This window comes from Fontimonas thermophila (assembly GCF_900113085.1).
Lineage (GTDB): Bacteria > Pseudomonadota > Gammaproteobacteria > Nevskiales > Nevskiaceae > Solimonas > Solimonas thermophila.
In genome coordinates, this window is record NZ_FOOC01000002.1 from 88,369 (window position 1) to 112,299 (window position 23,931).

Consider the following 23,931-nt stretch of genomic DNA (forward strand, 5'->3'; position numbering starts at 1 on the left):
ATGGCGATGTCGTCGATCTCTGCGGATCCATCGGCCGCTGCGGGGGGTAGCAGCACAGTGCCGGTGATCGCCGTGGATGGTCCCAGCGGCGTTGGCAAGGGCTTGGTGACGCGCTGGCTCGCGCAGCGGCTGCCGGGCTGGCATCGGCTGGACAGCGGTGCGCTGTACCGCATCCTCGCCCTGGCCGCACAGCGGCGGCATCTGGACGTGCGCGCGGCAGCGGCCATCGCCCGGCTGGCGCCGGCCTTGGACATTCGCTTCGAGGGACACACCGAGGACGATGAGCGGATTGTCGTCGATGGACAGGACTGGACGCACGAGGTGCGCAAGGAATCGACGGGGGCGCTCGCCTCGGTCATCGCCGCCGTGCCAGAGGTGCGTGCCGCGTTGCTGCAGCGGCAGCGGGATTTTCGCCGCCGGCCCGGGTTGATTGCCGATGGCCGCGACATGGGGACGGTCGTTTTTCCCGACGCAGTGCTGAAGATTTTCATGGACGCAAGCGCCGAAGAGCGGGCCCGGCGGCGGCTCAAACAGTTGAGCGCAAAGGGAATACAGGCTACACTCGCGCCCCTTTGCGAAGAGATTCGCGCCCGCGACGAGCGCGACCGCAACCGCCCGATCGCTCCGCTCAAGCCGGCAGATGATGCGGAAGTGATTGATACGACGGGGCTTGCGCCCGAGGCCGTGAAGGCAAGGGTGGAGGCTTTGTTGCAGCGGTATCGCTTGGTCTGACGGCGTTGTTTCTGCGCAAAGAAGCAAGGCCCGGCCCCTGCCGGTGGGCCGGTTTTTCACTTCAGACGGACCCCGAGCAGGTTGCGAAGGGATGTTTCACTTTTCGAGTAATTAGATGAGCGAAAGTTTCGCTGAGTTGTTCGAGGCCAGCCTCAAAAGCGGCCAGTCCATGCAGTCCGGCACCATCGTCAATGCCAAGGTGCTGGAGATCAAGCCGGATGTCGTGATCGTGGACGCGGGCCTGAAGTCGGAGGGCGTGATCCCGATTCAGGAGTTCATGGTCGACGGCGAGCTCAAGGTGGCACCCGGTGACGAGGTCGAGGTGGCACTGGAGACGGTCGAGGACGGCTTTGGCGAAACCAAGTTCTCCAAGGAAAAGGCCGAGCGCATCAAGACCTGGGAGCGTCTGCAAAAGGCTTTCGAGACCAAGGAAACGGTCATCGGCACGATCACCGGCAAGGTCAAGGGCGGCTTTACCGTCGACATCGGTTCGGTTCGTGCGTTCCTGCCCGGTTCGCTGGTCGATGTGCGCCCGGTCCGCGATACCTCGTATCTCGAAGGCAAGCCGCTCGAGTTCAAGGTCATCAAGCTCGACAAGGTCCGTAACAACGTCGTGGTCTCGCGCCGCGAGGTGCTCGAGGCCGAGTACAGTGCCGAGCGCGACAGCCTGCTCGCCAATCTCCAGGAAGGCGTGGTGCTCAAGGGCGTGGTCAAGAATCTCGTCGAGTACGGCGCGTTCGTCGATCTCGGTGGCATCGACGGCTTGCTGCATATCACCGACATGACCTGGAAGCGGGTCAAGGACCCAGCCGAGGTCGTGCAGGTGGGGCAGGAGATCGAGGTCAAGGTGCTCAAGTACGATCGTGAGCGCCGTCGCGTCTCGCTCGGCTTGAAGCAGCTCGGGGCCGATCCGTGGGTGGATATCGAGCGCCGCTATCCGGAAAAGACCCGCCTGTTTGGCAAGGTCACCAACATCACCGACTACGGCGCCTTCGTCGAGATCGAGCCCGGTGTCGAGGGTCTGGTGCATGTCTCAGAGATGGACTGGACCAACAAGAACGTCAACCCGGCCAAGGTTGTTCAGGTCGGTGACGAGGTCGAGGTCATGATTCTCGACATCGATGGCGAACGTCGCCGCATCTCCTTGGGCATGAAGCAGTGCAAGCCCAATCCGTGGGAAGAGTTCGCGCAGAACCACCAGAAGGGCGATCGCGTGCGCGGTGTGATCAAGTCGATCACCGACTTTGGCATTTTCATCGGGCTTGAGGGTGGCATCGACGGACTCGTGCATCTGTCCGATCTCGACTGGAACGAACCGGGCGAAGTGGCGGTGCGCCGCTATAGCAAGGGCCAGGAGGTTGAGGCCGTCGTCCTTGCGATCGACAGCGCGCGCGAACGCATCTCCCTGGGCATCAAGCAGGTGTCGGCTGATCCGTTTGCCGATTTCATCGCCCGCAATCCCAAGGGCACCGTGGTTTCCGGCAAAGTGCGGTCCGTCGATCCGCGCGGCGCCGTGATCGATCTGGGCAACGGGGTCGAGGGCTATATCCGCGCCAACGATCTTTCCCGCGATCGGGTCGAGGATGCGACCAAACTCCTCAAGGAAGGCGATGTGCTGGAGGCGCGCTTCATCGGCGTGGATCGCAAGAACCGCACGATCCAGCTTTCGGTGCGCGAGAAGGAGATCCAGGAAGAGCAGGAGGCGGTCGCCGAGTACAGCCGCAATGCCGCCACGGGCAAGACCAGTCTGGGCGATCTGCTCAAGGAGCAGATCGGCGGCGATCGCAACGGCTGATTCTCGCACTGGTCCGACACAACGGGGCCGCGCTTGCGCGGCCCTGTTTTTTTCTTTATCGTTCAATCCGATACGTAAAAATCGATCGCGCCATGACCAAGTCCGAACTGATTGATCGCCTTGCCGCGCAGCAGCCGCACCTGATGCACAAGGATGTCGAGCTGGCGGTGAAACTGGTGCTCGACCAGATCAGCAACGCGTTGGCGCGCGACGACCGTGTGGAGATTCGCGGCTTCGGCAGCTTTGCGCTGCATCATCGCCCGGCGCGTATCGGGCGTAATCCCAAGACCGGTGAGCCCGTCCACATTCCCCCCAAGCGGGTGCCGCATTTCAAGCCCGGCAAGGAAATGCGCGAGCGCGTGAATCTGGGTACTGGAAAAGTCGCGCCGCAATCGCCGGCGCAGACCCCAGCGCAGACCCTGGTCACGGGCTGATCCGGGAAGCCCGACCGTGGGGCGCATCCTAGTGCTGCTGCTGTTGCTGGCCGTACTCGTGCTCGGTGCGTCGGTCGGCTATTTCAACGCGCAAAGCGTCCGTTTCGATTATCTGTTCGGTGCGCGGGAAGTTCCGCTGATTGCATTGCTGGTTGCCGATTTCGTGCTCGGCGTGCTGGTGGCGCTGCTGCTCGCCCTGGGCCGCATCCTCGGCCTGCAGCTCGAGCTGCGGCGGCTGCGCAAGCAAGTGCGCGATCTTGAGATCGAACTGCGCACACTGCGCAATCTGCCGCTTTCCGATACACCGCAACGCTGATGCCGGACGCGGCGCTTGCTGCCGATGAGCTTCGGCATCCCTGGATTCCGGAATGATTGATCCGCTGTTCAGCTGGCTGCTGCTGCCGTTGGGAATCGCACTGGGCTGGGCGCTGGCGCGCCGCCTGCCGGCTGCGCCGGGCCGTGTGTCATACAGCAGCGAGCAGCTCGGTGGACTGCTGACCCAGCTGACGTCCGACGATCCCGATCAGGCGATTGCGGCGTTGGTGGCGGTGTCCGATCTCGACCCTTCGACGGCCGAGCTGCATCTGACACTAGGGCGCATGTTCCGTAAGCGCGGTGAGGTCGACCGTGCCCTGCGCATCCACGAAACCCTCGCGGCACGCCCTGGCCTTGCTGCGCCGGTGGCGGCCGAGGCGCGTTTTGAGCTCGCACAGGATTACATGGCCGCGGGCATGATGGATCGTGCAGAGGAACTGTTCAATGCGCTGGCCGCAAGCGGTGTGCATACCATCGAATCGCTCGAGGCGATCCGCACGATTCACGAACAGGCGCGCGAGTGGCAACGGGCGATCGAGGCTGCGCGGCGGCTGCAGGCAGCCAAAGGCGAATCCCAGCAGATGGCGATTGCCCAGTATCACTGCGAGCTTGCAGAAGAAGCCCGGCGCGCCGGGCGGATCGATGAGGCGATCGAGCTGGCGCGGCGGGCGTTGAGCGAGGATGCCGGGTGCATCCGCGCCCAGCTTTTGCTCGGCGAGCTGTACGAAACACAGAAGAATCCCGCCGCCGCCGCGCGTGCCTATTTGCGCGCTTTCGAGCAGGATCCGCGCTTTCTCGCCGATGTCATCGAACCCCTGCGGCGTTGTTTCGAGCAAACCGGGGATCGCGAGACTTATCTGCAGTTTTTGCGGGACGCAAAAGAGATGTCGTCGAGCAGCCTGCCGTTCATTGCCGAGGCCCGTTTGCTCGCCGAAACCGGGCTCGATCCCCTGGATCATCTGGCTCAGGGCCTCGAAGCCCGTCCGAGCCGGGCCGTGCTTGCCGAATTCCTCGAAGTGCTGGAGCGCCAGCCCGATGTCATCGCCGCAGGGCTCGACAAGCCGGCGGCAAGCCTGCGCAAGGCGTTGCTGCGGCTCATGGAGTCGGCGCCCCGCTATCAGTGCAGCAACTGTGGCTTCAGCCCGCGTCAGATGTTCTGGCAATGTCCGGGATGCAAGCACTGGGGCACGACGGCGCCGGCCGACGACGTGCTGCGCACCGCTGCGGGCTGATTCGTCATCGTGTTTGAGTACACTGCGCATCCGATGGACCGCTCGGTCCGTGGAGGATGCGCTTGGCCAAGACCGCGTTCGTCACCGGTGCGACGGGATTCGTCGGACTGAACCTGATCGAAGCCCTGCATGAGCAGGGCTGGCATGTCATTGCCCTGCACCGGGTGGACTCCGATATCAGTGTCCTGCACCGATTCCGCAATGTGGAACGTGTCGTCGGCGATATCACCGACATGCGATCGCTCAAGGATCTGATTCCGCGGCATGTCGATTGCGTATTCCACACGGCAGGCAACACCAGTTTGTGGGTACGTGCGCAGGTCGAGCAGATGAAGGTCAATGTCCGCGGTACGCGCAACGTTGCGCGTGCAGCGCTCGAGGCGCGCGCCAAGCGGTTCGTGCATACCTCGAGCATCGTCGCCTATGGTCTGCATGGCGGGACCATCACCGAGGAAACGCCGACACGCGGCAGCGCGGTGCCGATCAATTACATCCGCAGCAAGGCGCTCTCCGAACGCGAGGTGCGCAGGGCCATCAGCGCCGGACTCAAGGCAGTCATTCTCAATCCATCGAACATCATCGGTCGCTACGACACCAGCAGCTGGGCGCGCATGTTTCGTCTCGTCCAGCAGGGGCGGTTGCCGGCGGTGCCGCCCGGCGGCGGCAGTTTCTGCCACGCGCGTGCCGTGGCGCTGGCGCAAATCGCGGCGGCCGAGCGCGGGCAGGTAGGACACAACTACCTGCTCGGCGGTGCGCAGGCAAGTTATGTGGGGTTGGCACGTGCGATCGCCGAGGCACTGGGTTTAAGGCGGCGGATAATTGCCATGCATCCCGGCATCCTCAGTGCCTATGCCCGCATCGAGGAGTGGATCGCGCCGCTTTTCGGTCGTGAGCCCGATGTCACCCGCGATGCCGTGGCGCTGCTGTCGCAAAACCTCTACTGCAGCAGCCGCAAGGCCGAGCGGGAATTGGGTTACAAAAGCTGCACGCTCGACGAGATGGTGCGCGACTGCCGTGATTGGCTGCGTTCAGCCGGGTTGCTGTGAGCTGCCGTGAGGATCGGATCAGTCCGGATGGTTACGGCGCGGTGATTGCAGCCGCGCTGGCGCGTCCGCGCTCGTAAGGGGAGCGCCAGTTGTCCGGTAGCGAATCGCGGACTTCCTTGCGCTTGGCGAGCAGCCGCGCGCGCTGTTTGTCGTCGAGATCATGCAGGCGCAGGCCGGCGTCGAGCTGGGCCAGCGCATTGCCGGCATCGCCGCGCAGGAACAGAAACGTCGCCATCTGGTAAGAGGCTTCCGCCATGTTGCCGGTTTCGCGCGCGGCTTGCGCGAGCAGGTTGTACGTCTGCAGCTGCACGCCCAGCGCTGGCTCGTGCGACAACAGGATCTGGCGCGCCTCTTCCGGGCGTTGCGCCATCATCAGCCCTTCGGCATAACCGAGCACGGCCGGTGCGTAACGCGGATACAAATGCACCATGCGCGCCAGTGTCTTAAGTCCCTCGTCGCGGGCTCCCGTCTGCATCTGCAGGCGTCCAGCGAGCAGTTGGATGTTGGCCTGGCGGGGATGGCTCTCGGTCAGGGGGGCCAGCGTTTCGAGCGCGCGCCGGCTTTCGCCCAGCTGCGCCAGCGCCAGCGCCAGGCCGTAGCGGTTTTCCGCTGTATCACGGCCGATGGCGAGCTTGGCGCCATATTCGTCGACGGCAAGGCTCGGGCGGTCGGCGGACAGCACCCGCGCGCGTGCTTTCATCAACGAAAACTCGATCGGATCGGTGCGTTCGACGGTGGGTATCTCGTCGGCACGTGCGCGCGCTTCGGCGACCCGGTTGGTGTTCAGGGGGTGTGTGCGCAGGATTTCTGGCAGCCCGCTGCCATAAAGCCGCGATTGTTGTTCGAGCTTCTGGAAGAAGCTGACCATGCCGCGCGGGTCGTAGCCGGCCCTGGCCATGGTCTGGATGCCGATGCGGTCGGCCTCTTGCTCATGGGCGCGTGTATAGCTGACCTGGCGCTGGTAACTCATGGCCTGGCCGAGGGACAAGGCCCCGATGACGACGTCCGGATCGGCGGAGCCGGCGATGATGGCGGCGATGACCGAAAGCCAGGTGGCGACGTTGGCGACTTCGGTGTCCTCGGCGGTACGCGCGATGTGGCGCTGGGTGACGTGCGCGAGCTCATGGCCCATGACACCGGCGACTTCGCTTTCGGTGTCGGCGGCGAGAAGCAGGCCGGCATTGAAGCCGATGTAGCCGCCGGGCAGGGCAAAAGCGTTGATGCGCGGATCCTTGACGACGAAAAAGGTCAGAGGCGGAGGCGTCGTGGCGCTGCTGGCCGCGAGCTTCCAGCCCATCGTCGCGAGATAGTCGGTCAGTTCCGGATCATCGAGGATGTATCCGCCCTGATAGAGCTGGGCGACCACGCGTGCGCCGAGCTGCTTTTCCTGCATCGGTGACAAGGTGTTGTCGGCCGGTTCGCCGATCTGCGGCAGGTCAAGCGCCGACGGTGGATCGGCGAGGGCCGCGGATGAGAGGCTCAGCGCGGCGAAAACGGCGGTCAGCAATCTGGACATGGGTCGGGGCAGGCGGGCCGTGTGGCCAGTGTATGCCTTAGAACAGGCGGTGGGCACAAAGGTTCTGTGTACGGTGGCCGCCGCGCGCACGAGCGCTTCAGCCGGCAGCACGGGTACCGCGCCAGCGGCCGATTGCTTCGCCCATACGCACGGTTTGGCCAGGGGCGAGCGTGGGTATCCACTCCACGCTGTCGGGTGGGGCCAGCAGAATCACCGTCGATCCCATGTTGAAGCGGCCCAGTTCCTCGCCGCGGCCGAGCACGACCGGACTCATCGGCTCGTAGTGCGCCGGCGCTCCGCGCAGATGCGGCGGCGTGACGCATCCGGCCCAGACCGTTTCCAGCGAGCCGACGAACAGGGCGCCGACCATGGTCAGTGCGATGTCGCCGGCCGGGGTCGCGAAAATGGCGTTCAGACGCTCGTTGCGGGCGAACAGGTTGGGCATGGCCCGCGCCGTTGCCGCGTTGACGCTGAACAGCCGTCCCGGTACGTAGGACCAGCGTTTCAAGCGGCCATGGATCGGCATGTGGATGCGGTGGTAGTTGTACGGAGCCAGGTAGATTGTGCAGAAACGGCCATTCATGAACGCATCCGCCGCTTCGGTATCGCCGCCGAGCAGCTCGAGCACCGAGTAGTCGCGGCCCTTGGCCTGGATGATGCGGCCTTCGCGGATGTCGCCGAACTGGCTGATCGTGCCATCGACCGGGCTGATCAAAGCTTGCAGATCCTTGGGGAGCGGGCGTGCGCCGGGTTTGAGTGCGCGCGTGAAAAAATCATTGAAGCTGTCGTAGCTGTCGGGATTTTCGAGTTCGGCTTCCGACAAATCGATTCTGAACGCGCGCATGAACACGCGGATCAGAATGCGTTTGCACATCGGCTGGCGCATGCGCGTGAGGCGGAAAACGAGCGTCGATAGCCAGCGTGTCGGCAGCAGCCATTGGATGGCGGCGAAGAGGTGGTCGCGAAAGCGGGCATCGGTCGCGGCGGCCATCGGTTTTAGCCTTTGCGGATCGTAAAAACGGTTTCCACGCTGTGCTCGCCGCAGTCGATGCGCAGGCGTGTCGTATCCCCGGCGGTGAACGGGCGTTGCGGGCGGAACAGCATCAGGTGATAGCCGCCGGGCGCAAGTTCTGCGCGGCCATGGGGCGGTACTTCGACGGTCTGGTCGCGCAGCATGCGCGAGCGCCCGTCCTCGATCACCGTGCGATGGATTTCGATGGCGCCGAAGTCATCGCCGCGGGCCGCGTGGCACTGGATCGGCTGTGCGCCGGCATTGTGCAGGACGACGTATCCGGCCATCACGGTCGCGCCGGGCGGCGCTTCGCGGATCCAGGCGTCGGTGGCGGACAGCACGTGTGCGGAGGGCTGTGCGCTGGCGCTCGCGGATGCGATGGCCAGCACTGCTGCGATGGCGCGACGGGGGTTCATGGGGTGGTTCCCAGCAGTTGGGTCAGATCCTGCACGAGCGTGTCGGCGTTCAGCGGTGGCGTGAAGTAGCCGGCGATCTCGGCCTGAGGATTGATCAGGATCAGCGCCGCGGAGTGATCCATCGTGTAACTTTCTGGTGTATCGCCCGCGACCTTGATGTAGGCAACGCCCAGGGCCTGGGCGATGCGCTGCAGTTCCGGCTCCGACGTCGTGGCTCCGCGGAATGTGGGGCTGAAATAGCCCACATAGCGTTTGAGCGTATCCGGTGTGTCGCGTTCTGGATCGATCGAAAACAGCAGCACTTGCAGATGCTGCGCGCGCGGACCCAAGGCCGTTTCGACCGTCTTGAGCAGGCCCAGCGTCGTGGGACAGACGTCCGGGCAGTAAGTAAACCCAGGGAAGATCAGCGTCCACTTGCCACGCAGATTGTCGCGGGTGAATGGCTCGCCGTCCTGGTCGGTCAGTGTGAATTCCGGCAGCGGCCGCGGGGTTTGCAGCAGGGTTGCGGACTGCACGGTCACGGGCTTGGGTGCCCGCACATAGACGGCGGCGAGCACGCCGCCGATCAGGCCGACCACGGCGATCAAGAGTGTCAGCGCGGTTTTGTTCGCGGAAGATGCATCAGACATTGCGGAGACATTGCGGGGACATTGGCGCGGCAGAAAAGGGCGCCGCATAATGCGCGCCCATTATCACACGGCTCTGCGCCAGTCGTTGTATGTCCTGCCTGCCGAACGAAGCCGAGGCCTTGATCACGGTCCGCGATCTCATCCGCTGGGGTGCGAGCCGCTTTCGCGAGGCGGGGCTGCATTTCGGTCATGGCACCGACAATGCACTCGACGAGGCCTATTACCTGGTGTTGCGCAGCCTGCATCTGCCGTTCGATCTGCCGGCTGTTTATCTCGAATCGGCGGTGACGCCGCGCGAGCGTGCTGCGGTACTCAAGCTGCTGCGATCACGTGTGACCACCCGCAAGCCGGCGGCATATCTGCTGGGCGAGATTTCGTTCGCCGGCTTCGACTTCGATGTCGATGAGCGTGTGCTGATCCCGCGTTCCCCGATCGGCGAGCTGATCGAGCGGGGTTTCTCGCCCTGGCTGACCGCGCCGCCGACACGGATTCTGGATTTGTGCGCCGGCAGCGGCTGTATCGGCATCGCCTGCGCCTTGACGTTTCCGCAGGCCCGGGTCGATCTGGCCGAGCTGAGCACCGGAGCACTTGCCGTTTGTCGCAAGAACATCGCCCGGCATGGTGTCGGCGATCGCGTCCGCGCCTGTCGATCCGACGTCTATTCGGGTCTGGGAGACGCCCGTTACGACCTCATCGTCGCCAATCCGCCGTATGTTTCTGCGGCGGAGTGGAAGACTTTGCCGCCGGAATACCGGCACGAGCCGCGCATGGCGCTCGAGGCTGGCAGCGATGGCATGGATGTCGTGGCGCGCATTCTCGAAGGGGCGGTGGACCATCTCGTCCCTGGCGGTACCCTGATCTGCGAGGTCGGCGGCAGCGTCGAGGCCTTCGAGGCACGCTGGCCGCGCTTGCCGGTAACCTGGATCGAGTTCGAGCGCGGCGGTGACGGGGTATTCCTGATCGGCCGCGAATCATTGGCGGAGCATCTCTGACATGTCCGGCAATACCATCGGGCGGCTGTTCTGTGTCACCAGCTTCGGCGAGTCGCACGGTCCGGCGATCGGGTGCGTGGTCGATGGATGTCCGCCAGGGCTTGCATTGTCCACCGAGGACATCCAGCGCGAGCTCGATCGGCGCAAACCCGGCACGTCCCGATACGTGACGCAGCGCAAGGAAGCCGATGTCGTGGAGATTCTCTCCGGGGTTTTCGAGGGCAAGACCACGGGCACGCCGATCGCTTTGCTGATCCGCAATACCGATCAGCGATCGTACGATTACGACAAGATCAAGCAGGTATTCCGGCCCAACCACGCCGATTACGCCTATATCCAGAAATACGGCATCCGCGATCACCGCGGCGGCGGGCGTTCCAGCGCGCGGGAGACCGCCGTGCGGGTCGCTGCCGGCGCCATCGCCAAAAAATACCTGCGCGAGCGTTTGGGCATCGAGATCCGCGGCTGTCTTGAGCAAATGGGCGACATCGTCATAGAGCGCAAGGACTGGGCAGCGGTCAACACCAATCCCTTTTTCTGTCCCGATCCGGCGCGCCTCCCCGAGCTGGAGGCATTGATCGACCGGCTGCGGGCGGAAGGAGACTCCATCGGGGCGCGTTTGTATGTGGAGGCGCGCAACGTGCCGCCAGGGCTGGGTGAGCCGGTGTACGACCGGCTCGATGCCGATATCGCCTACGCATTGATGTCGATCAATGCGGTCAAGGGGGTGGAGATCGGAGACGGTATGCGTGTTGCGCAGATGCGCGGCACCGAGCATCGCGACGAGATGACGCCGCAGGGGTTTTTGAGCAACCACTCCGGCGGCATCGCCGGCGGCATTTCGACCGGGCAGACCGTGTATGCCCGGCTTGCGGTCAAACCGACTTCCAGCATCACGACACCCGGCCGGTCGATCGACGCGACCGGCGGTGCCGTTGAGGTGCGCACGACCGGCCGGCACGATCCCTGCGTGGGACTGCGCGCGACGCCGATCGCCGAGGCCATGCTCGCGCTGGTATTGATGGACCACTGGCTGCGCCACCGCGCCCAGAACGCGGACGTCGTTCCGGATACGCCGCGTCTGCCGGGCGAGATCGCCTAAGACCATGCCGGCGCCATCCGCAGGCATCGCCCGCCTGCACGGTCGGCTGGCCGCGTTCTATTTCTTCTACTACGCGACGGTGGGTGCGTTCCTGCCGTACTGGGCGTCATATCTGCAGGCGCGCGGTTTTACCGCCGTGCAAATGGGCCTTGCCTTCGCGTTGATGGGGGTGATGCGCACCCTGGTGCCGCTGGCCTGGGGATGGTGGGCCGACCACAGCGGTCGACGCATCGGTCTGATCCGCTGGGCCGCGGTCGCGGCACTGTTGACCTTCATGGCGATTCCGTTCGTCGATGGGGTGCTCTGGATCGGCGCGCTGATGATCGGATACACCCTGTTCTGGCACGCCTTGCTGCCGCAATTCGAGGTCGTGGCCCTGGCCCATCTGCAGGCAAGCGGTGGCGATTACAGCCGCGTGCGGTTGTGGGGGTCGGTCGGTTTCGTCGTCGCGGTCATGGGCCTGGGCTGGGCCCTGGATTGGACCGGCATCCTGTGGTTGCCCTGGCTGGTGGGTGCGTTCTGGCTGGGGATGGCGATTGCGACCTGGTTTGTGCCCGAGTCCCCGCGGCTGCATCCGCTCGATGCGCCGCGCAGCGCGGTGCAGGACGTGCTGCGCCGTCCACAGGTGCTGGCCTTGCTGGTGGCCTGTCTCGCCTCGCAGCTGAGTTTCGCGCCGTATTACAACTTCTTCACGCTTTTTCTGGAGACACACGGCTACAGCCGTGGTGCGGCCGGCATGCTGTGGAGCATCGGGGTGCTCGCCGAGATCGCTTTGTTCGTCTTCATTGGGCGCGTGCTCGTCCACGTTGGTGCGCGTGCACTGATGCTGGCGGCCCTGATGGCGACGGCGCTGCGGTGGTGCCTCACGGCGGCTGCGGTCGATGCCTGGCCGGTTCTGGTCGCCGCACAGCTCTCCCATGCGGTGACTTTCGGGGCTTATCACGTCGTCGCGATGCACTACGTGCAGCGGCTGTTTCCCGCCGACCTGCAGGGGCGCGCGCAAGCCATCTACAACGCCGTGGCCTATGGCATCGGTGGCTCGATCGGCAGTCTCGCCGCCGGCTATGTGTGGGAGCACATCGCGCCGGAGGCGGTGTTTTATGCGGCGGGTGCCGTGGCTCTGGGGGGATGGTGGGTGGCGTGGCGCTGGCTGCCTGCGACACGCGCCTGAAGGCTCACGACGTGTCGCAGGCGATACGGTCTGCGCGGCGGCGCCCCTGTGCAGGAGACGGTCGTGGCGGGGTGCGGCGGCGCAGTTGCAGACGCATCAGCGTGAGGCGATCGCGCAGGCTTGCCCAGAAGCTCTCGCGGCATAGCCGCAGCCCGATCGCGCCGGCCGGTGTCAGCCGATACCAGGGCTGTCCGTCCACGACCGTGCGGTCGAGCCAGCGCAGTGCGTATAGATGTTCGATGATTTTCTCAAGATCATCGGTGCGCAGCCCCGTCAGCCTCCAGACCTGCACCAGATCGTGATGGCTCATCGGCATTCCGGGATCGAGCCGTTCCCCGAGCGCGCGGGCGAGCGCGGACTGCAGTGTGGTATGCGTGATTTTCATCGTCGATGCGCCGATGACTGTGCTGGTTTTCGGCGCGGCCGTCGGAATCTTTAAGCTGAACGGTGCTGCGCGGCCGCCGGAAGGAGATCGAGCAGGGCCAGTGCGGCGCGGGACGGCGTACGCTGGCGGTGACGGACGACACCGAGCATGCGCTCCATCTTCAGGCCGGGGATGGCGAGCACCCGCAGCGTGCGATCGGCCATCGACAGAGGGAGCACGCTCCAGCCCAGCCCGATGCCGACGAGCATCTTCAGCGTCTCCAGATAGTTGGTTGCAAGCCGCACGCGCGGTTCGAGGCCGTGCTGGCGCAGGGCTTGGCGGACGATGCGATGGGTGTACGTGGCTTCGTCGGGCAGGACGGCCGGATGTTCGGCCAGTTGCGCCAGCGCAAGGCGCCTGAGTCTGGCCAGCGGATGGTGTGGCGAGACGACCACGGCCAGCGGATCCGGCCACACCGGACGCGCATCCAAATTGGGGATGGGAACCAGGGGCAGGGTGACGATGCCCAGTTCCAGTTTGCCGCCGAGCACGGCCTCGCAGGCCACTTCCGAATCCATGAAGTGCAGATCGAGGTCTACTTGCGGATAACGCTGGGCAAAGGTGCTGAGGACCGGTGGCAGACGGTGCAGGCCGATGTGGTGGCTGGTGCCGATCGACAGCCGTCCGCGCACTTCGCCGGCGAGCTGCGACAGCGCGCGCCGGCCGTCCTCGATGTCCTGCAAGACCTTGCGCGCATACGGCAGCAAGGCACGCCCGGCATCGGTGAGCAGCACCTGACGGCCGACGCGGTCGAACAGCGGTGTTGCGATCTGCGCTTCGAGCGCCTGGATGCGCTTGCTCACCGCGGGTTGCGACAGATGCAAGGCCTGCGCGGCGGCGGTGAACGAGCCGGTGTCGGCGACCTCGACGAAGGCCGCGAGTAGCTGGGTATCCATGTCGGCGGTTCAATCCATTCTCATGAGGCATTCTAAAGATGAAAACGATTCATTGGAGTAATTTGTTTTCCCTGCTTAAGATGCGCGCCTCTTGCGGGTAAGTCCGGTGTGTACCATGGGCAGAACGCTGTACGACAAGATCTGGGATGCGCACGTCGTCAAGGAGTTTGGCGACGGTTCGGCGTTGATTTACATCGATCGTCATCTGGTGCACGAGGTGACCAGCCCACAGGCGTTCGACGGTCTGCGCCTGAACGGACGCAAACCCTGGCGGGTGGCGGCGAATCTGGCTGTTGCCGACCACAACGTGCCGACCACGGCGGACCGGATCCGCGGTATCCGCGATCCGATTTCGCGTGCGCAGGTCGAAGCCCTCGATGCCAATTGCGCGGAGTTTGGCATCACCGAATTTCGCATGAACGATCCGCGCCAGGGCATCGTCCATGTCGTCGGCCCGGAGCAGGGAGCGACGCTGCCGGGCATGACCGTGGTCTGCGGCGATTCCCACACGTCGACGCACGGAGCCTTCGGCGCGCTCGCGTTCGGCATCGGTACCAGCGAGGTCGAACACGTGCTGGCCACCCAGACCCTGGTGCTCAAGAAAGCCAAGGCGATGCGGATCCGTGTCGATGGGGAGGTGGGTGTTGGCATCACCGCCAAGGACATTGCGCTGGCCATCATTGGATCCATCGGTACCGCTGGCGGCACCGGTTATGTCATCGAGTATGCGGGCACCGCGATCGAAGCGCTGTCGATGGAGGGGCGCATGACCCTGTGCAACATGGCCATCGAAAGCGGGGCGCGTGCGGGCCTGGTGGCCGTCGATGACAAGACCATCGCCTATGTCAAAGGTCGGCCCTACGCGCCGAAAGCCCAGTACTGGGATGCCGCCGTGGCAAGCTGGCGGCAGCTGCACAGTGATCCGGATGCCCGTTTCGATGCCGAGGTCGTGCTTGATGCGCGCTCGATCGAGCCGCAGGTGACCTGGGGAACCTCGCCGGAGATGGTCGTCCCGGTTTCCGCGCGCGTGCCGGATCCGGCGCGTGAGGCCGATCCGGTCAAGCGCAGCGGCATGGAAAAAGCACTGGCCTATATGGGGCTTGCCCCGAACACGCCGATCACCGATATCCGCATCGACAAGGTGTTCATCGGCTCTTGCACCAATTCACGCATCGAGGATTTGCGCGCGGCCGCCGCCATCGTCAAGGGTCGGCGCAAAGCGCCTCATGTGAAACTGGCGCTGGTCGTGCCCGGTTCGGGACTGGTCAAGGCCCAGGCCGAAGCCGAAGGCCTTCACCACATCTTCCTCGATGCCGGTTTTGAATGGCGCGAACCGGGCTGCTCGATGTGCCTGGCGATGAATGCCGACCGTCTTGAACCGGGCGAGCGCTGCGCATCGACATCCAATCGCAACTTCGAAGGCCGCCAGGGTCAGGGTGGCCGTACCCACCTAGTGTCACCGGCCATGGCCGCTGCGGCGGCGATTGCAGGCCATTTCGTCGACGTCCGGAGCATGCACTGATGCGCGCCTTTACCGTCGTTACGTCCAAGGTGCTGCCGCTCGATCGCGCCAATGTCGATACCGATGCGATCATTCCCAAGCAGTATCTGAAATCGATCCGCCGCACCGGCTTTGGCCCGTTTTTGTTCGACGACTGGCGTTATCTCGATCCCGGAACGCTCGAAATCGACCCGGCGACGCGTCGGCCCAACCCCGAGTTCGTGCTCAACGATCCCCGGCACGCCGGTGCGCAGATTCTGGTCGCGCGCGACAACTTTGGCTGTGGTTCTTCGCGCGAGCACGCAGTGTGGGCGCTCGATGACTACGGTTTCCGGGCCGTGATCGCCCCGAGCTTTGCCGACATCTTCTACTCGAACTGCTTCAAGAACGGCCTGTTGCCGGTCGTTCTCACCGCCGAGGAGGTACAGGCGATTTTCGAGTGTGTCGCGGCCGATGCCGATGCGCTGTTCACGATTGATCTGCCGGCGCAGACGGTGCGTTTGCCCTGCGGCCGGGTCTGCCGGTTCGACATCCATCCCCATCACAAGCACAACCTGATCAACGGTCTGGACGAAATCGGCCTGACGCTTGCTCATGCCGACGCGATCAAGGCATACGAGGCCAAGCGGCGGCGCGAGGCTCCCTGGCTGTTCGAATGACGACACCTGAAACAATGAAAAACATCCTCATCCTCCCGGGCGACTACATCGGCCCGGAAGTCATGGCCGAGGCCGTGAAAGTGCTCGAGGTCTTCAAGGCGGAAGGCGAGCCGATCGCATGGTCGTTCGGTCATCTCGGCGGCGCCGCCTATGAAGCCGAAGGCCATCCCTATCCCCCATCGACCCAGCAAGCCGCGCGTGCCGCCGATGCGATTCTGATGGGCGCAGTCGGCGGACCCAAATACGACGGGCTGCCGCGCGCGGTACGCCCGGAGCAGGGCATTCTCGGCATCCGCAAGGATCTGGGTTTGTTCGCCAACCTGCGCCCGGCACTGGCCTACGAGGCGCTCGCTGCGGCCTCACCGCTCAAGCCGGAGCTGATCGCAGGTTTGGACGTGCTGATCGTCCGTGAACTGACGGGCGATATCTACTTCGGACAGCCGCGCGGCCGGCGCAAGACCGCCGATGGGCACGACGAAGGCTATGACACCATGCACTACAGCGTGCCGGAGATCGAACGCATCGCCCACGTCGCCTTCCAGGCGGCGCGCAAGCGCCGGCGGCGGCTGTGCTCGGTGGACAAGGAAAACGTGCTCGAGACCTCGCGGCTGTGGCGCGAGGTGATGATCCGTGTCGGCCGGGATTATCCCGATGTCGAGCTCACGCACTTGTACGTGGACAACGCGGCGATGCAGCTCATCAAGAATCCGCGACAGTTCGACGTGATCGTCACCGGCAATCTGTTCGGCGATATCCTCTCCGACGAGGCTTCGCAGCTCGCGGGTTCGATCGGCATGCTGCCGTCGGCCTCGCTCGACGCAAACAACAAGGGTTTGTACGAGCCGATCCACGGCAGCGCGCCGGACATTGCCGGTCAGAACAAGGCCAATCCGCTGGCGATGATTCTGTCGGTGGGCATGATGTTCAAATACAGTTTCGGTCGCACCGATCTCGCCGACCGCATCGATGCCGCAGTGCGCAAGGTGTTGCAGGACGGCAAGCGCACGGGCGATATCGCACAGCCGGGCGAGCCGGTCATCGGCACGCAGGAAATGGGTGCGGCCGTCGTCGATGCATTGAGGACTTCGAAATGACAAAAGTTGGAATGGTGGGCTGGCGTGGGATGGTCGGATCCGTGCTGATGCAGCGCATGCAGGAGGAAAACGATTTTGCGCTGATCGAACCGTATTTCTTTTCGACCTCTGCGGTCGGAGCGGCCGGTCCGAAGATCGCTGGCCGCGAGACGCCGGCGCTTCTGGATGCGAACAGCATCGATGCGCTCGCCGCGATGGATGTGATCATCACCTGCCAGGGCGGTGATTACACGCACGCGGTATTTCCGAAGCTGCGTGAAAGCGGCTGGAAGGGTTACTGGATCGATGCGGCCAGTGCGCTGCGGATGAGAGACGATGCGGTGATCGTCCTCGATCCGGTCAACCGGCCGGTGATCGAGCAGGCGCTCGCGCGCGGCGTCAGGAACTACATCGGCGGGAACTGCACGGTGTCGCTGATGCTGATGGCGGTCGGTGCGCTCTACAAAGCCGATCTGGTCGAGTGGATGACTGCGATGACGTATCAGGCGGCATCCGGCGCGGGGGCGGCCAACATGCGCGAGCTGCTGGTGCAGATGGGCATGCTCGAGCGCGCGGTCGCCGGCGAGCTCGCGGATCCGGCCGCGGCGATTCTCGACATCGACCGCAAGGTTGCATCCGTGCAGCGCAGCGCCGATTTTCCGACGCAGCAATTCGGCGTGCCCCTGGCAGGATCGCTGATCCCCTACATCGACAAGCCGCTCGACAACGGTCAGTCCAGGGAAGAATGGAAGGGCCAGGCCGAAACCAACAAGATTCTCGGCCGCGAGACGCATCCGGTGCCGGTCGATGGCATCTGTGTGCGTGTCGGCGCGATGCGCTGCCATTCGCAGGCTCTGACGATCAAGCTCAAGCGCGACGTGCCGCTGGCCGAGATCGAGGCGATGATCCGCGCCGACAACCCCTGGGTTCGTGTCGTCCCCAATACGCGGGAGGATTCGATCAGGCATTTGACGCCGGTTGCGGTGACCGGAACCCTGCAGGTTGCCGTCGGCCGCCTGCGCAAGCTCAACATGGGGCCGACTTATCTCGGTGCGTTCACCGTCGGCGATCAGCTCCTGTGGGGAGCGGCCGAGCCTTTGCGGCGCATGCTGCGCATCCTGCTCGAGCATCACGGCTAGAATCGCCGGCATGCCCTGCACGCTGCTCTGAAAGTCCGATGAGTCGTCGTTTCGATGTGGCCGTGCTCGGCGCCGACAGTGTCATCGGCCATGCCCTGCTGGAACTGATCGCGGAGCGTCGTTTCCCGGTTGGTGAAATAAGCGCTCTGGCGCTCGGTGCCGAGCAGGGTGCGAGTGTGGATTTCGCCGGCACGACGCTGATGCTCGACGATGCCACGGCTTTCGATTTCACCCAGGCGCAGCTGTGTTTCCTGGCCTCCGATGACCCGCGGCTCGCGGCCCAGGCCGAACGCGCCGCCGACGCCGGCTGTGTCGTCATCGATGCCGGCGGCACCCTGTGGCGCGATCCAGAGATCCCCCGCGTCGTGCCGGAAATCAACGCACCGGCTTTGCGCGGCTTCCAGGCGCGCGGCATCGTCGCCGCTCCAGATGCCCTCGTCGTCCCCTTGGCGCTGGCACTGGCACCCTTACACCGTCTGGCCGGCATCCGCCGCATCGCGGCCACCGCCATCGTGCCGGTGTCCGATGCCGGCCGCCTGGCCTTCGAGGATCTCGCACGCGAGACCGTGGCGCTGCTCAATGCGCGCCATTACGAGCGGCGTCATTTTCCGCAGCAGATCGCTTTCAATCTCATCGGTCAGATCGGCCCGGCCGGTGCAGGCGGTGCGACCGAGCGCGAGCGGCGCGTCATCGATGATCTGCGTGCACTGTTAGACACCCCGGAACTGGCCGTCGGTTTGACGGTTGTCCAGGGGGCGGTGTTTTATGGTTACGCGCTGGCAGTGGAAGTGCAGCTGGCTGCGGCGCAGGATTTCGATGCGATCGTCCAGGCTCTGCGCACGGCGCCAGGTCTGGAATTGATCGACAGCCTAGAGGCCGCGGATTGTCCGTCGCCGGTCACCGACGCCACCAGCACGGAGGCGGTCCGCCTGGCACGCCTGCGTCCCGGCAGCGCTGCCGATACGGTGATGTTCTGGCTCACCGCCGACAACGTACGCCGCGCCGCGGCCCTGAATGCGCTCGCATCCGCCGAGATCCTGGTTCGCGAGCACCTCTGAAATTCGCCCAAGGCGTGTTGCCGTATCGATAATTCATCGGGTATAAAAGGGTTTATACGCGTAAATTCACTTGCCGCATGAATACCCATGCCGCGCGGCAAGCAGGCTGGAACCGGAGACTTTATGAGGCGCTCGTTCCCACGTATGGCGGCACTGTTCGCAGCGGGATGGATGTCTGCCGCCGCCGCGTTGGGCTTGGGCGACATCGATGTCCGCTCGCGTCTGAATCAGCGCTTCTCAGCCACGATTCCGCTGACATCGACGAGCGCTGCAGAGCTGCAGACCCTTAAGATCGGCCTGGCCAGCAATGCCGAATTCGCCAAGGCTGGCATCGAACGGCCGGCGTATTTGTCTTCGCTCAAGTTCGAGGTGAAGACCGACGGCGTTCCGCGCATCGAGATCACCAGCGATCAGCCTGCGCGCGAACCTTTCCTGACCTTGCTGCTCGAGGTCAGCAGTGGAGGCAACCGCCTGCTCCGTGAGTACACGGTCTTTCTCGATCCGCCGGATTACACCGCGCCGGAGGCCGCCGCCGTCACGTTTTATGAAACTGCGGCCGAAGCTGCCGCCAAGGCCGAGCGCGGCGTCCCACCGCCGGAGGTACGATCGAGCGCGCCTGCTTCGGCAAAGACGATGCAGCCGGATCAGGCGCAGCCGCGTGCCGCTCCGGCTCCGATTCCACAAGAGCCCGTAGTCGCGGGCAGCCAATACGGGCCGGTGCGGGCAGCCGAGACACTGTGGAGCATTGCCACGCGCCTGCGCCCGCCGTCGGCGACGATGGATCAGGTGCTGCTCGCCCTCTACCGGACCAATCCCCAGGCCTTCGATGGCGGTATCGATGGCTTGCTCAAAGGCGCCATGCTCAAGGTGCCGTCGGCCGAGGCCATCACCGCCCTCGACCCGGCCGAGGCGCGCGCCGAAGTCCAGCGTCTGCGCGGTGTGCCGAAACCGGCTGCGACCGCGGCTGTTGTGCCGCGCCGCCCGCCCGCCGTTCCCGAGCCCGTACACGCAGCGCCGGTGGCCGAACCAGCGCCTGCCGCCGCTACGCTTTCCGTGCCGGCTCCGGCGGCGTCGAATGCACCTCCGCCGGAGCCGCCGGCTGCGGAAGAACCGGCGTCCGTCATGCCGACGGAACCGGTATCCAGCACCAACAGCGCCGCTGTGGCGGCTTCTTCCGCACCCCAAACCTCCGAAACCGCGCAGCCGGTAGCGGAGGCGGCCGCTTCGCCGGCGCCACAGGCGGCAACCCCGGCCGCACAGGACGACACACCGCCCGCATCCGAGCCGCCACAGGAAGAATCTTTGAACAGCGGCACATCCGCAGCGAGGGAATCCGGGCTGATCGAGACCTTGCTATTGCCGCTGATCGGCGGGCTGCTCATCGTCGGCGCGCTGGGTTATTTGCTGTCGCGGGTGTTGGCGCGGCGCAGGGCCGGCGGTCAGGCCGCACCCTCGCCGGCGCGCAATGCCCCGGTGCACAAGCCTGCGGTGGTGCCCAGGCCGGCGGCTGCTGCATCTGCCGCTGCCGCCGCGGCACCGGCGGCGCGCAGCGTCGAGGAGGAGATCCAGGCCCTGCAAGAAGCGCTGGACCAGGAGGAGGCCGCGCAAACCCAGCGCACTGGCCTCCAGCCCGCCGCGACGCAACAGATCCGCACCCAGCAGCTTCATCCGCAGCCGGCCGCTACGCCCCCTTCGGCGGCGGTGCCGGCCGGTGTTCCCGCCGACTCCGCAGGCGCGGCGACCGAGGCAGTCGATTTCGATCTGACCGGCCAGTTCGAGGCGCAGACGGTCCAGATCAATCTGGACGCCAATGACCCCGTGTCCGAGGCCGACTTCCATCTCGCATACGGCTTGTACGACGAAGCTGCGCTCTTGCTCCGGCAGGCTGCCGAAAAAGAACCTCATCGCGCGGATATCCGTCTCAAGCTACTCGAGACCTACTTTGCCGCTGGCAGGAAAGCCGAGTTCCAAGAAGCCGCGGCGGCAGCCCGTGCCCTGCTGTCGGCGGCGGACTGGCAGAAGGTCACCATCATGGGCCAGCAACTGGCGCCGGATTCCCCTTTGTTTGGCGAGCCGGCAGGGGTAGCGGCGGAGGCATCGGTCGATCTCGATCTCGGAAGCCCCGCCGAGCCGGCAGACGCGGCCGAGCCGGCGCGTGCGGCCGAGCCGGTGCTCGATTTCAGGCTCGATGAGTTCGATGCGCCCAAGCTCGATGAGCCCAAGCTAGATCTGGCCACGACGGACAAGGCCGAGATGCTGGAGTTCGATTTGAGCCAGTTCGATCTTGCCGAGCCGGCAGCGGCAGCCCCCGCTGCCGGCCGCGACGAAGCCCGCAGCCTGGATTTCGATCTGGATACCATCAGTCTCGATACCGAGCCGCCCAAGCCGCAGAGCGCCGAGGTGGCTGCGCCGCAGCGTCCGCTGGATGAGGCACTGGCCGCCGAGGTCGCGGACATCAAGCTCGACGATATCGATCTGGCCGACATGCCGATCGAGGGGGGCGGGGCGGTGGGTGACGAGACCAGCACCAAGCTCGATCTCGCGCGGGCGTATGTCGATATGGGGGACAACGAGATGGCGCGCGCGCTGCTCGACGAGGTCGTCCAGCACGGCAACGCGCAGCAGAAGCAGCAAGCCCAGGCGTTGATCGCCCGTCTGGCCTGATTTTTCTGCCCGGGGAGCGGATGCATCCCGCTGTCCGCCTGCTGTGCCTGATGGCGCTTTCATCCGCGCTGCCGGCCATGAGCCTTCATGCCCTTGCGGCATTGTGTGCAGCCGGGATACTCGCCTATTGGAGGCTGGTGCCGTCGGCGATGAGCCGTCTGGCGAGTGGAGTTTGGCGTCTGCGCTGGCTGTTGCTGGCCATTTTCGTGCTCTATGTCGGGTTCACGCCAGGTGAACCCCTGCTGCCGGCGCTGCCGGGATTGAGCCGCGAAGGATTCGCAGAGGGCATCCGCCGTGCGCTGGTGCTGATCGACCTGCTCGTATGCGTGTATCTGCTGCTGGCGGTCACCCCGGTGGCGGATTTGATCGGGGCCATCGCGCTGTTGCTCGCACCATTGCGGATCCTCGGCGTGGATCCGCGGCGTATCGGTCTGCGCGTCGCGCTGGCGCTGGAGGGCGTCGGGGAAATGCAGGCGCGGCTCAAGCGGGCCGGGCGGATCGAAGACGGTGCCTGGGCTGCCCGTGCGGCGCGGCTGATCGCAGATATCGAATCGGGCGCGGAAGGCCCGACCGCAGCCGTGTCCATGCCGCCGATGCGCCGGCCGCGCTGGTGGGAGTGGCTGCTACCGCTGGCTTTGCTGGGAGGGCTGCACACGTGGACGCCCTGATCCGCTATGCCGCTGGTGTGGAGTACCTCGGCAGCGGTTTCTCCGGTTGGCAGGGACTGCGGGGGCGGCGCACCGTGCAGGGCGAGCTGGAGCGCGCGCTGTCGGCGGTGGCCGCACATGCCCTGGTCGCGACCGCGGCCGGCCGGACCGATGCCGGCGTGCATGCCGTGCAGCAGGTGATCCACTTCGATTCACCGGCTCCGCGCAGCGAGTATGCCTGGCTGCTGGGGGCGAATACGCATCTGCCGCCCGATCTGAGTCTGCGCTGGATTCGTCCGGTGAGGGCGGAGTTCCACGCCCGATACAGCGCCGTGCGTCGGCACTATCGCTACGTGATCCACAATCACCGCGCGCGCAGTGCATTGCTGCGCCAGCGCGTCGGTTGGTGGCCGCAACCGCTGGATGCCGATGCCATGCATGCCGCGGCGCGTTGTCTGCTCGGCGAGCAGGATTTTTCAGCGTTCCGCGACGCCGAATGCCAGTCGCCGACGCCCATGCGCCGGCTCGACCGCATCGAGGTGCGCCGGCGCGGTGATTTCGTGGTCATCGACATCAGCGGCAATGCCTTTTTGCATCACATGGTGCGCAATATCACCGGCACGCTTGCGCTCGTCGGACTGGGCAAGCGGCCGGTGGAATGGGTCGCCGAGGTGCTGGCTTCGCGCGATCGCCGGCGCGCCGGCATGACGGCGCCTGCGGATGGGCTCTATTTCGTGGGTCCGGAATATCCGGCAGAATTCGCGCTTCCTGCTCCTCCCCAGCCCTGGTTTCCGGCCTAGTGACCCGAACGCGCATCAAGTTCTGTGGGATCCGCCGCAAGCAGGACGCCGAGCTGGCGGTCGATCTGGGTGTGGATGCACTGGGCTTCGTGCTGGTGCCGCGCAGCAAGCGTTATATCGATCCCGGCCGTGCCGCAGTCATCCGCGCGGGACTGCCGCCGTTCGTGACCGTCGTGGCCCTGTTCATGGATGCCGATGCCGGCGAAGTGCAGACGGCCATCGATGCACTGCGTCCGGACGTCGTGCAGTTCCACGGCCGTGAGGATGCGGCGTTCTGCGCGAGCTTCGGCCTGCCTTACATCAAGGCGGTGGCGATGAGCGGGCCGACGGATCTTTCACGCACGGCGCGACAGTTCCGCAGCGCGCAGGCCTTGTTGCTTGATGCCCATGCGCCGGGTGCGATGGGGGGCAGCGGCAAGACCTTCGACTGGTCGTGCATCAAGCCAGTGGGCTTGCCGCTGGTTCTCGCCGGGGGGCTGACGGCCGACAACGTCGGCCGGGCGGTGCGCACGGTGCGTCCGTATGCGGTCGATGTGTCCAGCGGCATCGAACGCCGTCCCGGCGTCAAGGATCCGGAGCGGATGCGCGCATTCGTGCGCGCGGTGCGCCGCGCCGACGGGGCGCGTCGATGAAGAGGTCTTGCATACACCGGCTGCGCTGCTGATCCCGGCTGCCGAT

24 protein-coding genes are annotated in these 23,931 nt (G+C 65.2%); 18 read left to right on the forward strand and 6 right to left on the reverse strand.

The genetic code is table 11. The features are described from left to right. The first annotated feature begins 6 nt into the window (after positions 1-6). From cmk to BMZ48_RS02045, 6 genes are all read left to right on the forward strand, one after another. Positions 7-732 carry a (d)CMP kinase gene (gene cmk, locus BMZ48_RS02020; RefSeq protein WP_091531877.1) on the forward strand — a complete coding sequence of 242 codons (726 nt, stop codon included), beginning with the start codon at positions 7-9 and terminating at the stop codon, positions 730-732. Positions 733-847: 115 nt separating this feature from the next. After that, positions 848-2,527, forward strand: coding sequence for a 30S ribosomal protein S1 (gene rpsA, locus BMZ48_RS02025; RefSeq protein ID WP_091531002.1), 1,680 nt, complete (start codon positions 848-850; stop codon positions 2,525-2,527). 92 nt (positions 2,528-2,619) lie between these two features. Next, on the forward strand, positions 2,620-2,961 hold the full coding sequence (locus tag BMZ48_RS02030; protein WP_091531006.1) for an integration host factor subunit beta: 342 nt from the start codon (positions 2,620-2,622) through the stop codon (positions 2,959-2,961). A gap of 16 nt (positions 2,962-2,977) precedes the next feature. Then, positions 2,978-3,277, forward strand: a complete 300-nt coding sequence (locus BMZ48_RS02035; RefSeq protein WP_091531009.1) for a lipopolysaccharide assembly protein LapA domain-containing protein — start codon at positions 2,978-2,980, stop codon at positions 3,275-3,277. A gap of 52 nt (positions 3,278-3,329) precedes the next feature. Next, the gene (locus BMZ48_RS02040; protein ID WP_091531012.1) at positions 3,330-4,508 is read left to right on the forward strand and encodes a tetratricopeptide repeat protein; all 1,179 of its coding nucleotides are present in this window, start codon (positions 3,330-3,332) and stop codon (positions 4,506-4,508) included. Positions 4,509-4,570: 62 nt separating this feature from the next. Next, positions 4,571-5,554 carry an NAD-dependent epimerase/dehydratase family protein gene (locus tag BMZ48_RS02045; protein WP_159431046.1) on the forward strand — a complete coding sequence of 328 codons (984 nt, stop codon included), beginning with the start codon at positions 4,571-4,573 and terminating at the stop codon, positions 5,552-5,554. Positions 5,555-5,585: 31 nt separating this feature from the next. On the opposite strand, the gene BMZ48_RS02050 is transcribed toward BMZ48_RS02045, so the two are convergent. The 4 genes from BMZ48_RS02050 to BMZ48_RS02065 all read right to left on the reverse strand — a co-directional run bounded on the left by BMZ48_RS02050 (position 5,586) and on the right by BMZ48_RS02065 (position 9,127). Beyond that, positions 5,586-7,070 carry a M48 family metalloprotease gene (locus BMZ48_RS02050; protein ID WP_091531018.1) on the reverse strand — a complete coding sequence of 495 codons (1,485 nt, stop codon included), beginning with the start codon at positions 7,068-7,070 and terminating at the stop codon, positions 5,586-5,588. Between the two features lie 97 nt (positions 7,071-7,167). Then, positions 7,168-8,061 (reverse strand): archaetidylserine decarboxylase, encoded by an 894-nt coding sequence (gene asd / locus BMZ48_RS02055; protein WP_091531022.1) that lies wholly within the window; start codon positions 8,059-8,061, stop codon positions 7,168-7,170. A gap of 5 nt (positions 8,062-8,066) precedes the next feature. Beyond that, on the reverse strand, positions 8,067-8,498 hold the full coding sequence (locus tag BMZ48_RS02060; protein ID WP_091531028.1) for a copper chaperone PCu(A)C: 432 nt from the start codon (positions 8,496-8,498) through the stop codon (positions 8,067-8,069). Beyond that, complete coding sequence (locus BMZ48_RS02065) at positions 8,495-9,127, reverse strand: SCO family protein (protein WP_091531030.1); 633 nt, start codon at positions 9,125-9,127, stop codon at positions 8,495-8,497. Before BMZ48_RS02065 ends, BMZ48_RS02060 begins: the two co-directional genes overlap by 4 nt. An 89-nt stretch (positions 9,128-9,216) precedes the next feature. Here BMZ48_RS02065 and prmB point away from each other — a divergent pair, with 89 nt between their 5' ends. From prmB to BMZ48_RS02080, 3 genes are read left to right on the forward strand one after another with little or no spacing between them, the layout of a single operon-like run. Then, entirely contained in the window at positions 9,217-10,119 is a 903-nt protein-coding gene (gene prmB, locus BMZ48_RS02070) for a 50S ribosomal protein L3 N(5)-glutamine methyltransferase (protein WP_091531033.1), read from the forward strand. Position 10,120: 1 nt separating this feature from the next. Next, the gene (aroC, locus tag BMZ48_RS02075) at positions 10,121-11,221 is read left to right on the forward strand and encodes a chorismate synthase (protein WP_091531036.1); all 1,101 of its coding nucleotides are present in this window, start codon (positions 10,121-10,123) and stop codon (positions 11,219-11,221) included. 4 nt (positions 11,222-11,225) lie between these two features. Continuing rightward, positions 11,226-12,392: an MFS transporter gene (locus BMZ48_RS02080; RefSeq protein ID WP_091531040.1), complete on the forward strand. Its 1,167-nt coding sequence runs from the start codon at positions 11,226-11,228 to the stop codon at positions 12,390-12,392. 4 nt (positions 12,393-12,396) lie between these two features. On the opposite strand, the gene BMZ48_RS02085 is transcribed toward BMZ48_RS02080, so the two are convergent. Then, positions 12,397-12,777 carry a hypothetical protein gene (locus BMZ48_RS02085; RefSeq protein ID WP_091531043.1) on the reverse strand — a complete coding sequence of 127 codons (381 nt, stop codon included), beginning with the start codon at positions 12,775-12,777 and terminating at the stop codon, positions 12,397-12,399. A 50-nt stretch (positions 12,778-12,827) separates the two neighbouring features. Further along, on the reverse strand, positions 12,828-13,712 hold the full coding sequence (locus BMZ48_RS02090; RefSeq protein WP_091531046.1) for a LysR family transcriptional regulator: 885 nt from the start codon (positions 13,710-13,712) through the stop codon (positions 12,828-12,830). A gap of 115 nt (positions 13,713-13,827) precedes the next feature. On the opposite strand from BMZ48_RS02090, the gene leuC reads away from it, so the two are divergent. From leuC to BMZ48_RS02135, 9 genes are all read left to right on the forward strand, one after another. Continuing rightward, positions 13,828-15,234, forward strand: coding sequence for a 3-isopropylmalate dehydratase large subunit (gene leuC, locus BMZ48_RS02095; protein WP_091531049.1), 1,407 nt, complete (start codon positions 13,828-13,830; stop codon positions 15,232-15,234). Next, positions 15,234-15,872, forward strand: coding sequence for a 3-isopropylmalate dehydratase small subunit (leuD, locus tag BMZ48_RS02100; protein ID WP_091531052.1), 639 nt, complete (start codon positions 15,234-15,236; stop codon positions 15,870-15,872). The genes leuC and leuD overlap by 1 nt, the downstream gene beginning before the upstream one ends. A 14-nt stretch (positions 15,873-15,886) precedes the next feature. After that, positions 15,887-16,966 (forward strand): 3-isopropylmalate dehydrogenase, encoded by a 1,080-nt coding sequence (leuB, locus tag BMZ48_RS02105; protein ID WP_091531055.1) that lies wholly within the window; start codon positions 15,887-15,889, stop codon positions 16,964-16,966. Further along, the gene (gene asd, locus BMZ48_RS02110) at positions 16,963-18,084 is read left to right on the forward strand and encodes an aspartate-semialdehyde dehydrogenase (protein WP_091531060.1); all 1,122 of its coding nucleotides are present in this window, start codon (positions 16,963-16,965) and stop codon (positions 18,082-18,084) included. Before leuB ends, asd (BMZ48_RS02110) begins: the two co-directional genes overlap by 4 nt. A 38-nt stretch (positions 18,085-18,122) precedes the next feature. Next, positions 18,123-19,142: an aspartate-semialdehyde dehydrogenase gene (locus tag BMZ48_RS02115; protein ID WP_091531063.1), complete on the forward strand. Its 1,020-nt coding sequence runs from the start codon at positions 18,123-18,125 to the stop codon at positions 19,140-19,142. Between the two features lie 171 nt (positions 19,143-19,313). Then, positions 19,314-21,806, forward strand: coding sequence for a motility hub landmark protein FimV (locus tag BMZ48_RS02120; protein WP_159431047.1), 2,493 nt, complete (start codon positions 19,314-19,316; stop codon positions 21,804-21,806). Positions 21,807-21,883: 77 nt separating this feature from the next. Next, positions 21,884-22,474, forward strand: coding sequence for an energy-coupling factor transporter transmembrane component T family protein (locus tag BMZ48_RS02125; protein ID WP_234981476.1), 591 nt, complete (start codon positions 21,884-21,886; stop codon positions 22,472-22,474). After that, positions 22,474-23,253, forward strand: a complete 780-nt coding sequence (truA, locus tag BMZ48_RS02130; RefSeq protein ID WP_091531879.1) for a tRNA pseudouridine(38-40) synthase TruA — start codon at positions 22,474-22,476, stop codon at positions 23,251-23,253. Before BMZ48_RS02125 ends, truA begins: the two co-directional genes overlap by 1 nt. Then, positions 23,253-23,885, forward strand: a complete 633-nt coding sequence (locus BMZ48_RS02135; protein WP_091531076.1) for a phosphoribosylanthranilate isomerase — start codon at positions 23,253-23,255, stop codon at positions 23,883-23,885. The genes truA and BMZ48_RS02135 overlap by 1 nt, the downstream gene beginning before the upstream one ends. Positions 23,886-23,931 lie beyond the last annotated feature (46 nt).

Excerpts from the sequence above, each read along its gene's own strand:
- asd (WP_091531022.1), bottom strand. The coding sequence starts at position 8,061 with ATGGCCGCCGCGACCGATGCCCGCTTTCGCGACCACCTCTTCGCCGCC.
- BMZ48_RS02085 (WP_091531043.1), bottom strand. The coding sequence starts at position 12,777 with ATGAAAATCACGCATACCACACTGCAGTCCGCGCTCGCCCGCGCGCTC.
- BMZ48_RS02120 (WP_159431047.1), top strand. The coding sequence starts at position 19,314 with ATGTCTGCCGCCGCCGCGTTGGGCTTGGGCGACATCGATGTCCGCTCG.
- BMZ48_RS02030 (WP_091531006.1), top strand. The coding sequence starts at position 2,620 with ATGACCAAGTCCGAACTGATTGATCGCCTTGCCGCGCAGCAGCCGCAC.
- BMZ48_RS02125 (WP_234981476.1), top strand. The coding sequence starts at position 21,884 with ATGAGCCTTCATGCCCTTGCGGCATTGTGTGCAGCCGGGATACTCGCC.
- leuD (WP_091531052.1), top strand. The coding sequence starts at position 15,234 with ATGCGCGCCTTTACCGTCGTTACGTCCAAGGTGCTGCCGCTCGATCGC.
- leuB (WP_091531055.1), top strand. The coding sequence starts at position 15,887 with ATGAAAAACATCCTCATCCTCCCGGGCGACTACATCGGCCCGGAAGTC.
- BMZ48_RS02080 (WP_091531040.1), top strand. The coding sequence starts at position 11,226 with ATGCCGGCGCCATCCGCAGGCATCGCCCGCCTGCACGGTCGGCTGGCC.
- asd (WP_091531060.1), top strand. The coding sequence starts at position 16,963 with ATGACAAAAGTTGGAATGGTGGGCTGGCGTGGGATGGTCGGATCCGTG.
- leuC (WP_091531049.1), top strand. The coding sequence starts at position 13,828 with ATGGGCAGAACGCTGTACGACAAGATCTGGGATGCGCACGTCGTCAAG.
- cmk (WP_091531877.1), top strand. The coding sequence starts at position 7 with ATGTCGTCGATCTCTGCGGATCCATCGGCCGCTGCGGGGGGTAGCAGC.
- BMZ48_RS02050 (WP_091531018.1), bottom strand. The coding sequence starts at position 7,070 with ATGTCCAGATTGCTGACCGCCGTTTTCGCCGCGCTGAGCCTCTCATCC.
- BMZ48_RS02115 (WP_091531063.1), top strand. The coding sequence starts at position 18,123 with ATGAGTCGTCGTTTCGATGTGGCCGTGCTCGGCGCCGACAGTGTCATC.
- BMZ48_RS02090 (WP_091531046.1), bottom strand. The coding sequence starts at position 13,712 with ATGGATACCCAGCTACTCGCGGCCTTCGTCGAGGTCGCCGACACCGGC.
- BMZ48_RS02060 (WP_091531028.1), bottom strand. The coding sequence starts at position 8,498 with ATGAACCCCCGTCGCGCCATCGCAGCAGTGCTGGCCATCGCATCCGCG.
- BMZ48_RS02040 (WP_091531012.1), top strand. The coding sequence starts at position 3,330 with ATGATTGATCCGCTGTTCAGCTGGCTGCTGCTGCCGTTGGGAATCGCA.
- BMZ48_RS02065 (WP_091531030.1), bottom strand. The coding sequence starts at position 9,127 with ATGTCTGATGCATCTTCCGCGAACAAAACCGCGCTGACACTCTTGATC.
- prmB (WP_091531033.1), top strand. The coding sequence starts at position 9,217 with ATGTCCTGCCTGCCGAACGAAGCCGAGGCCTTGATCACGGTCCGCGAT.
- rpsA (WP_091531002.1), top strand. The coding sequence starts at position 848 with ATGAGCGAAAGTTTCGCTGAGTTGTTCGAGGCCAGCCTCAAAAGCGGC.
- aroC (WP_091531036.1), top strand. The coding sequence starts at position 10,121 with ATGTCCGGCAATACCATCGGGCGGCTGTTCTGTGTCACCAGCTTCGGC.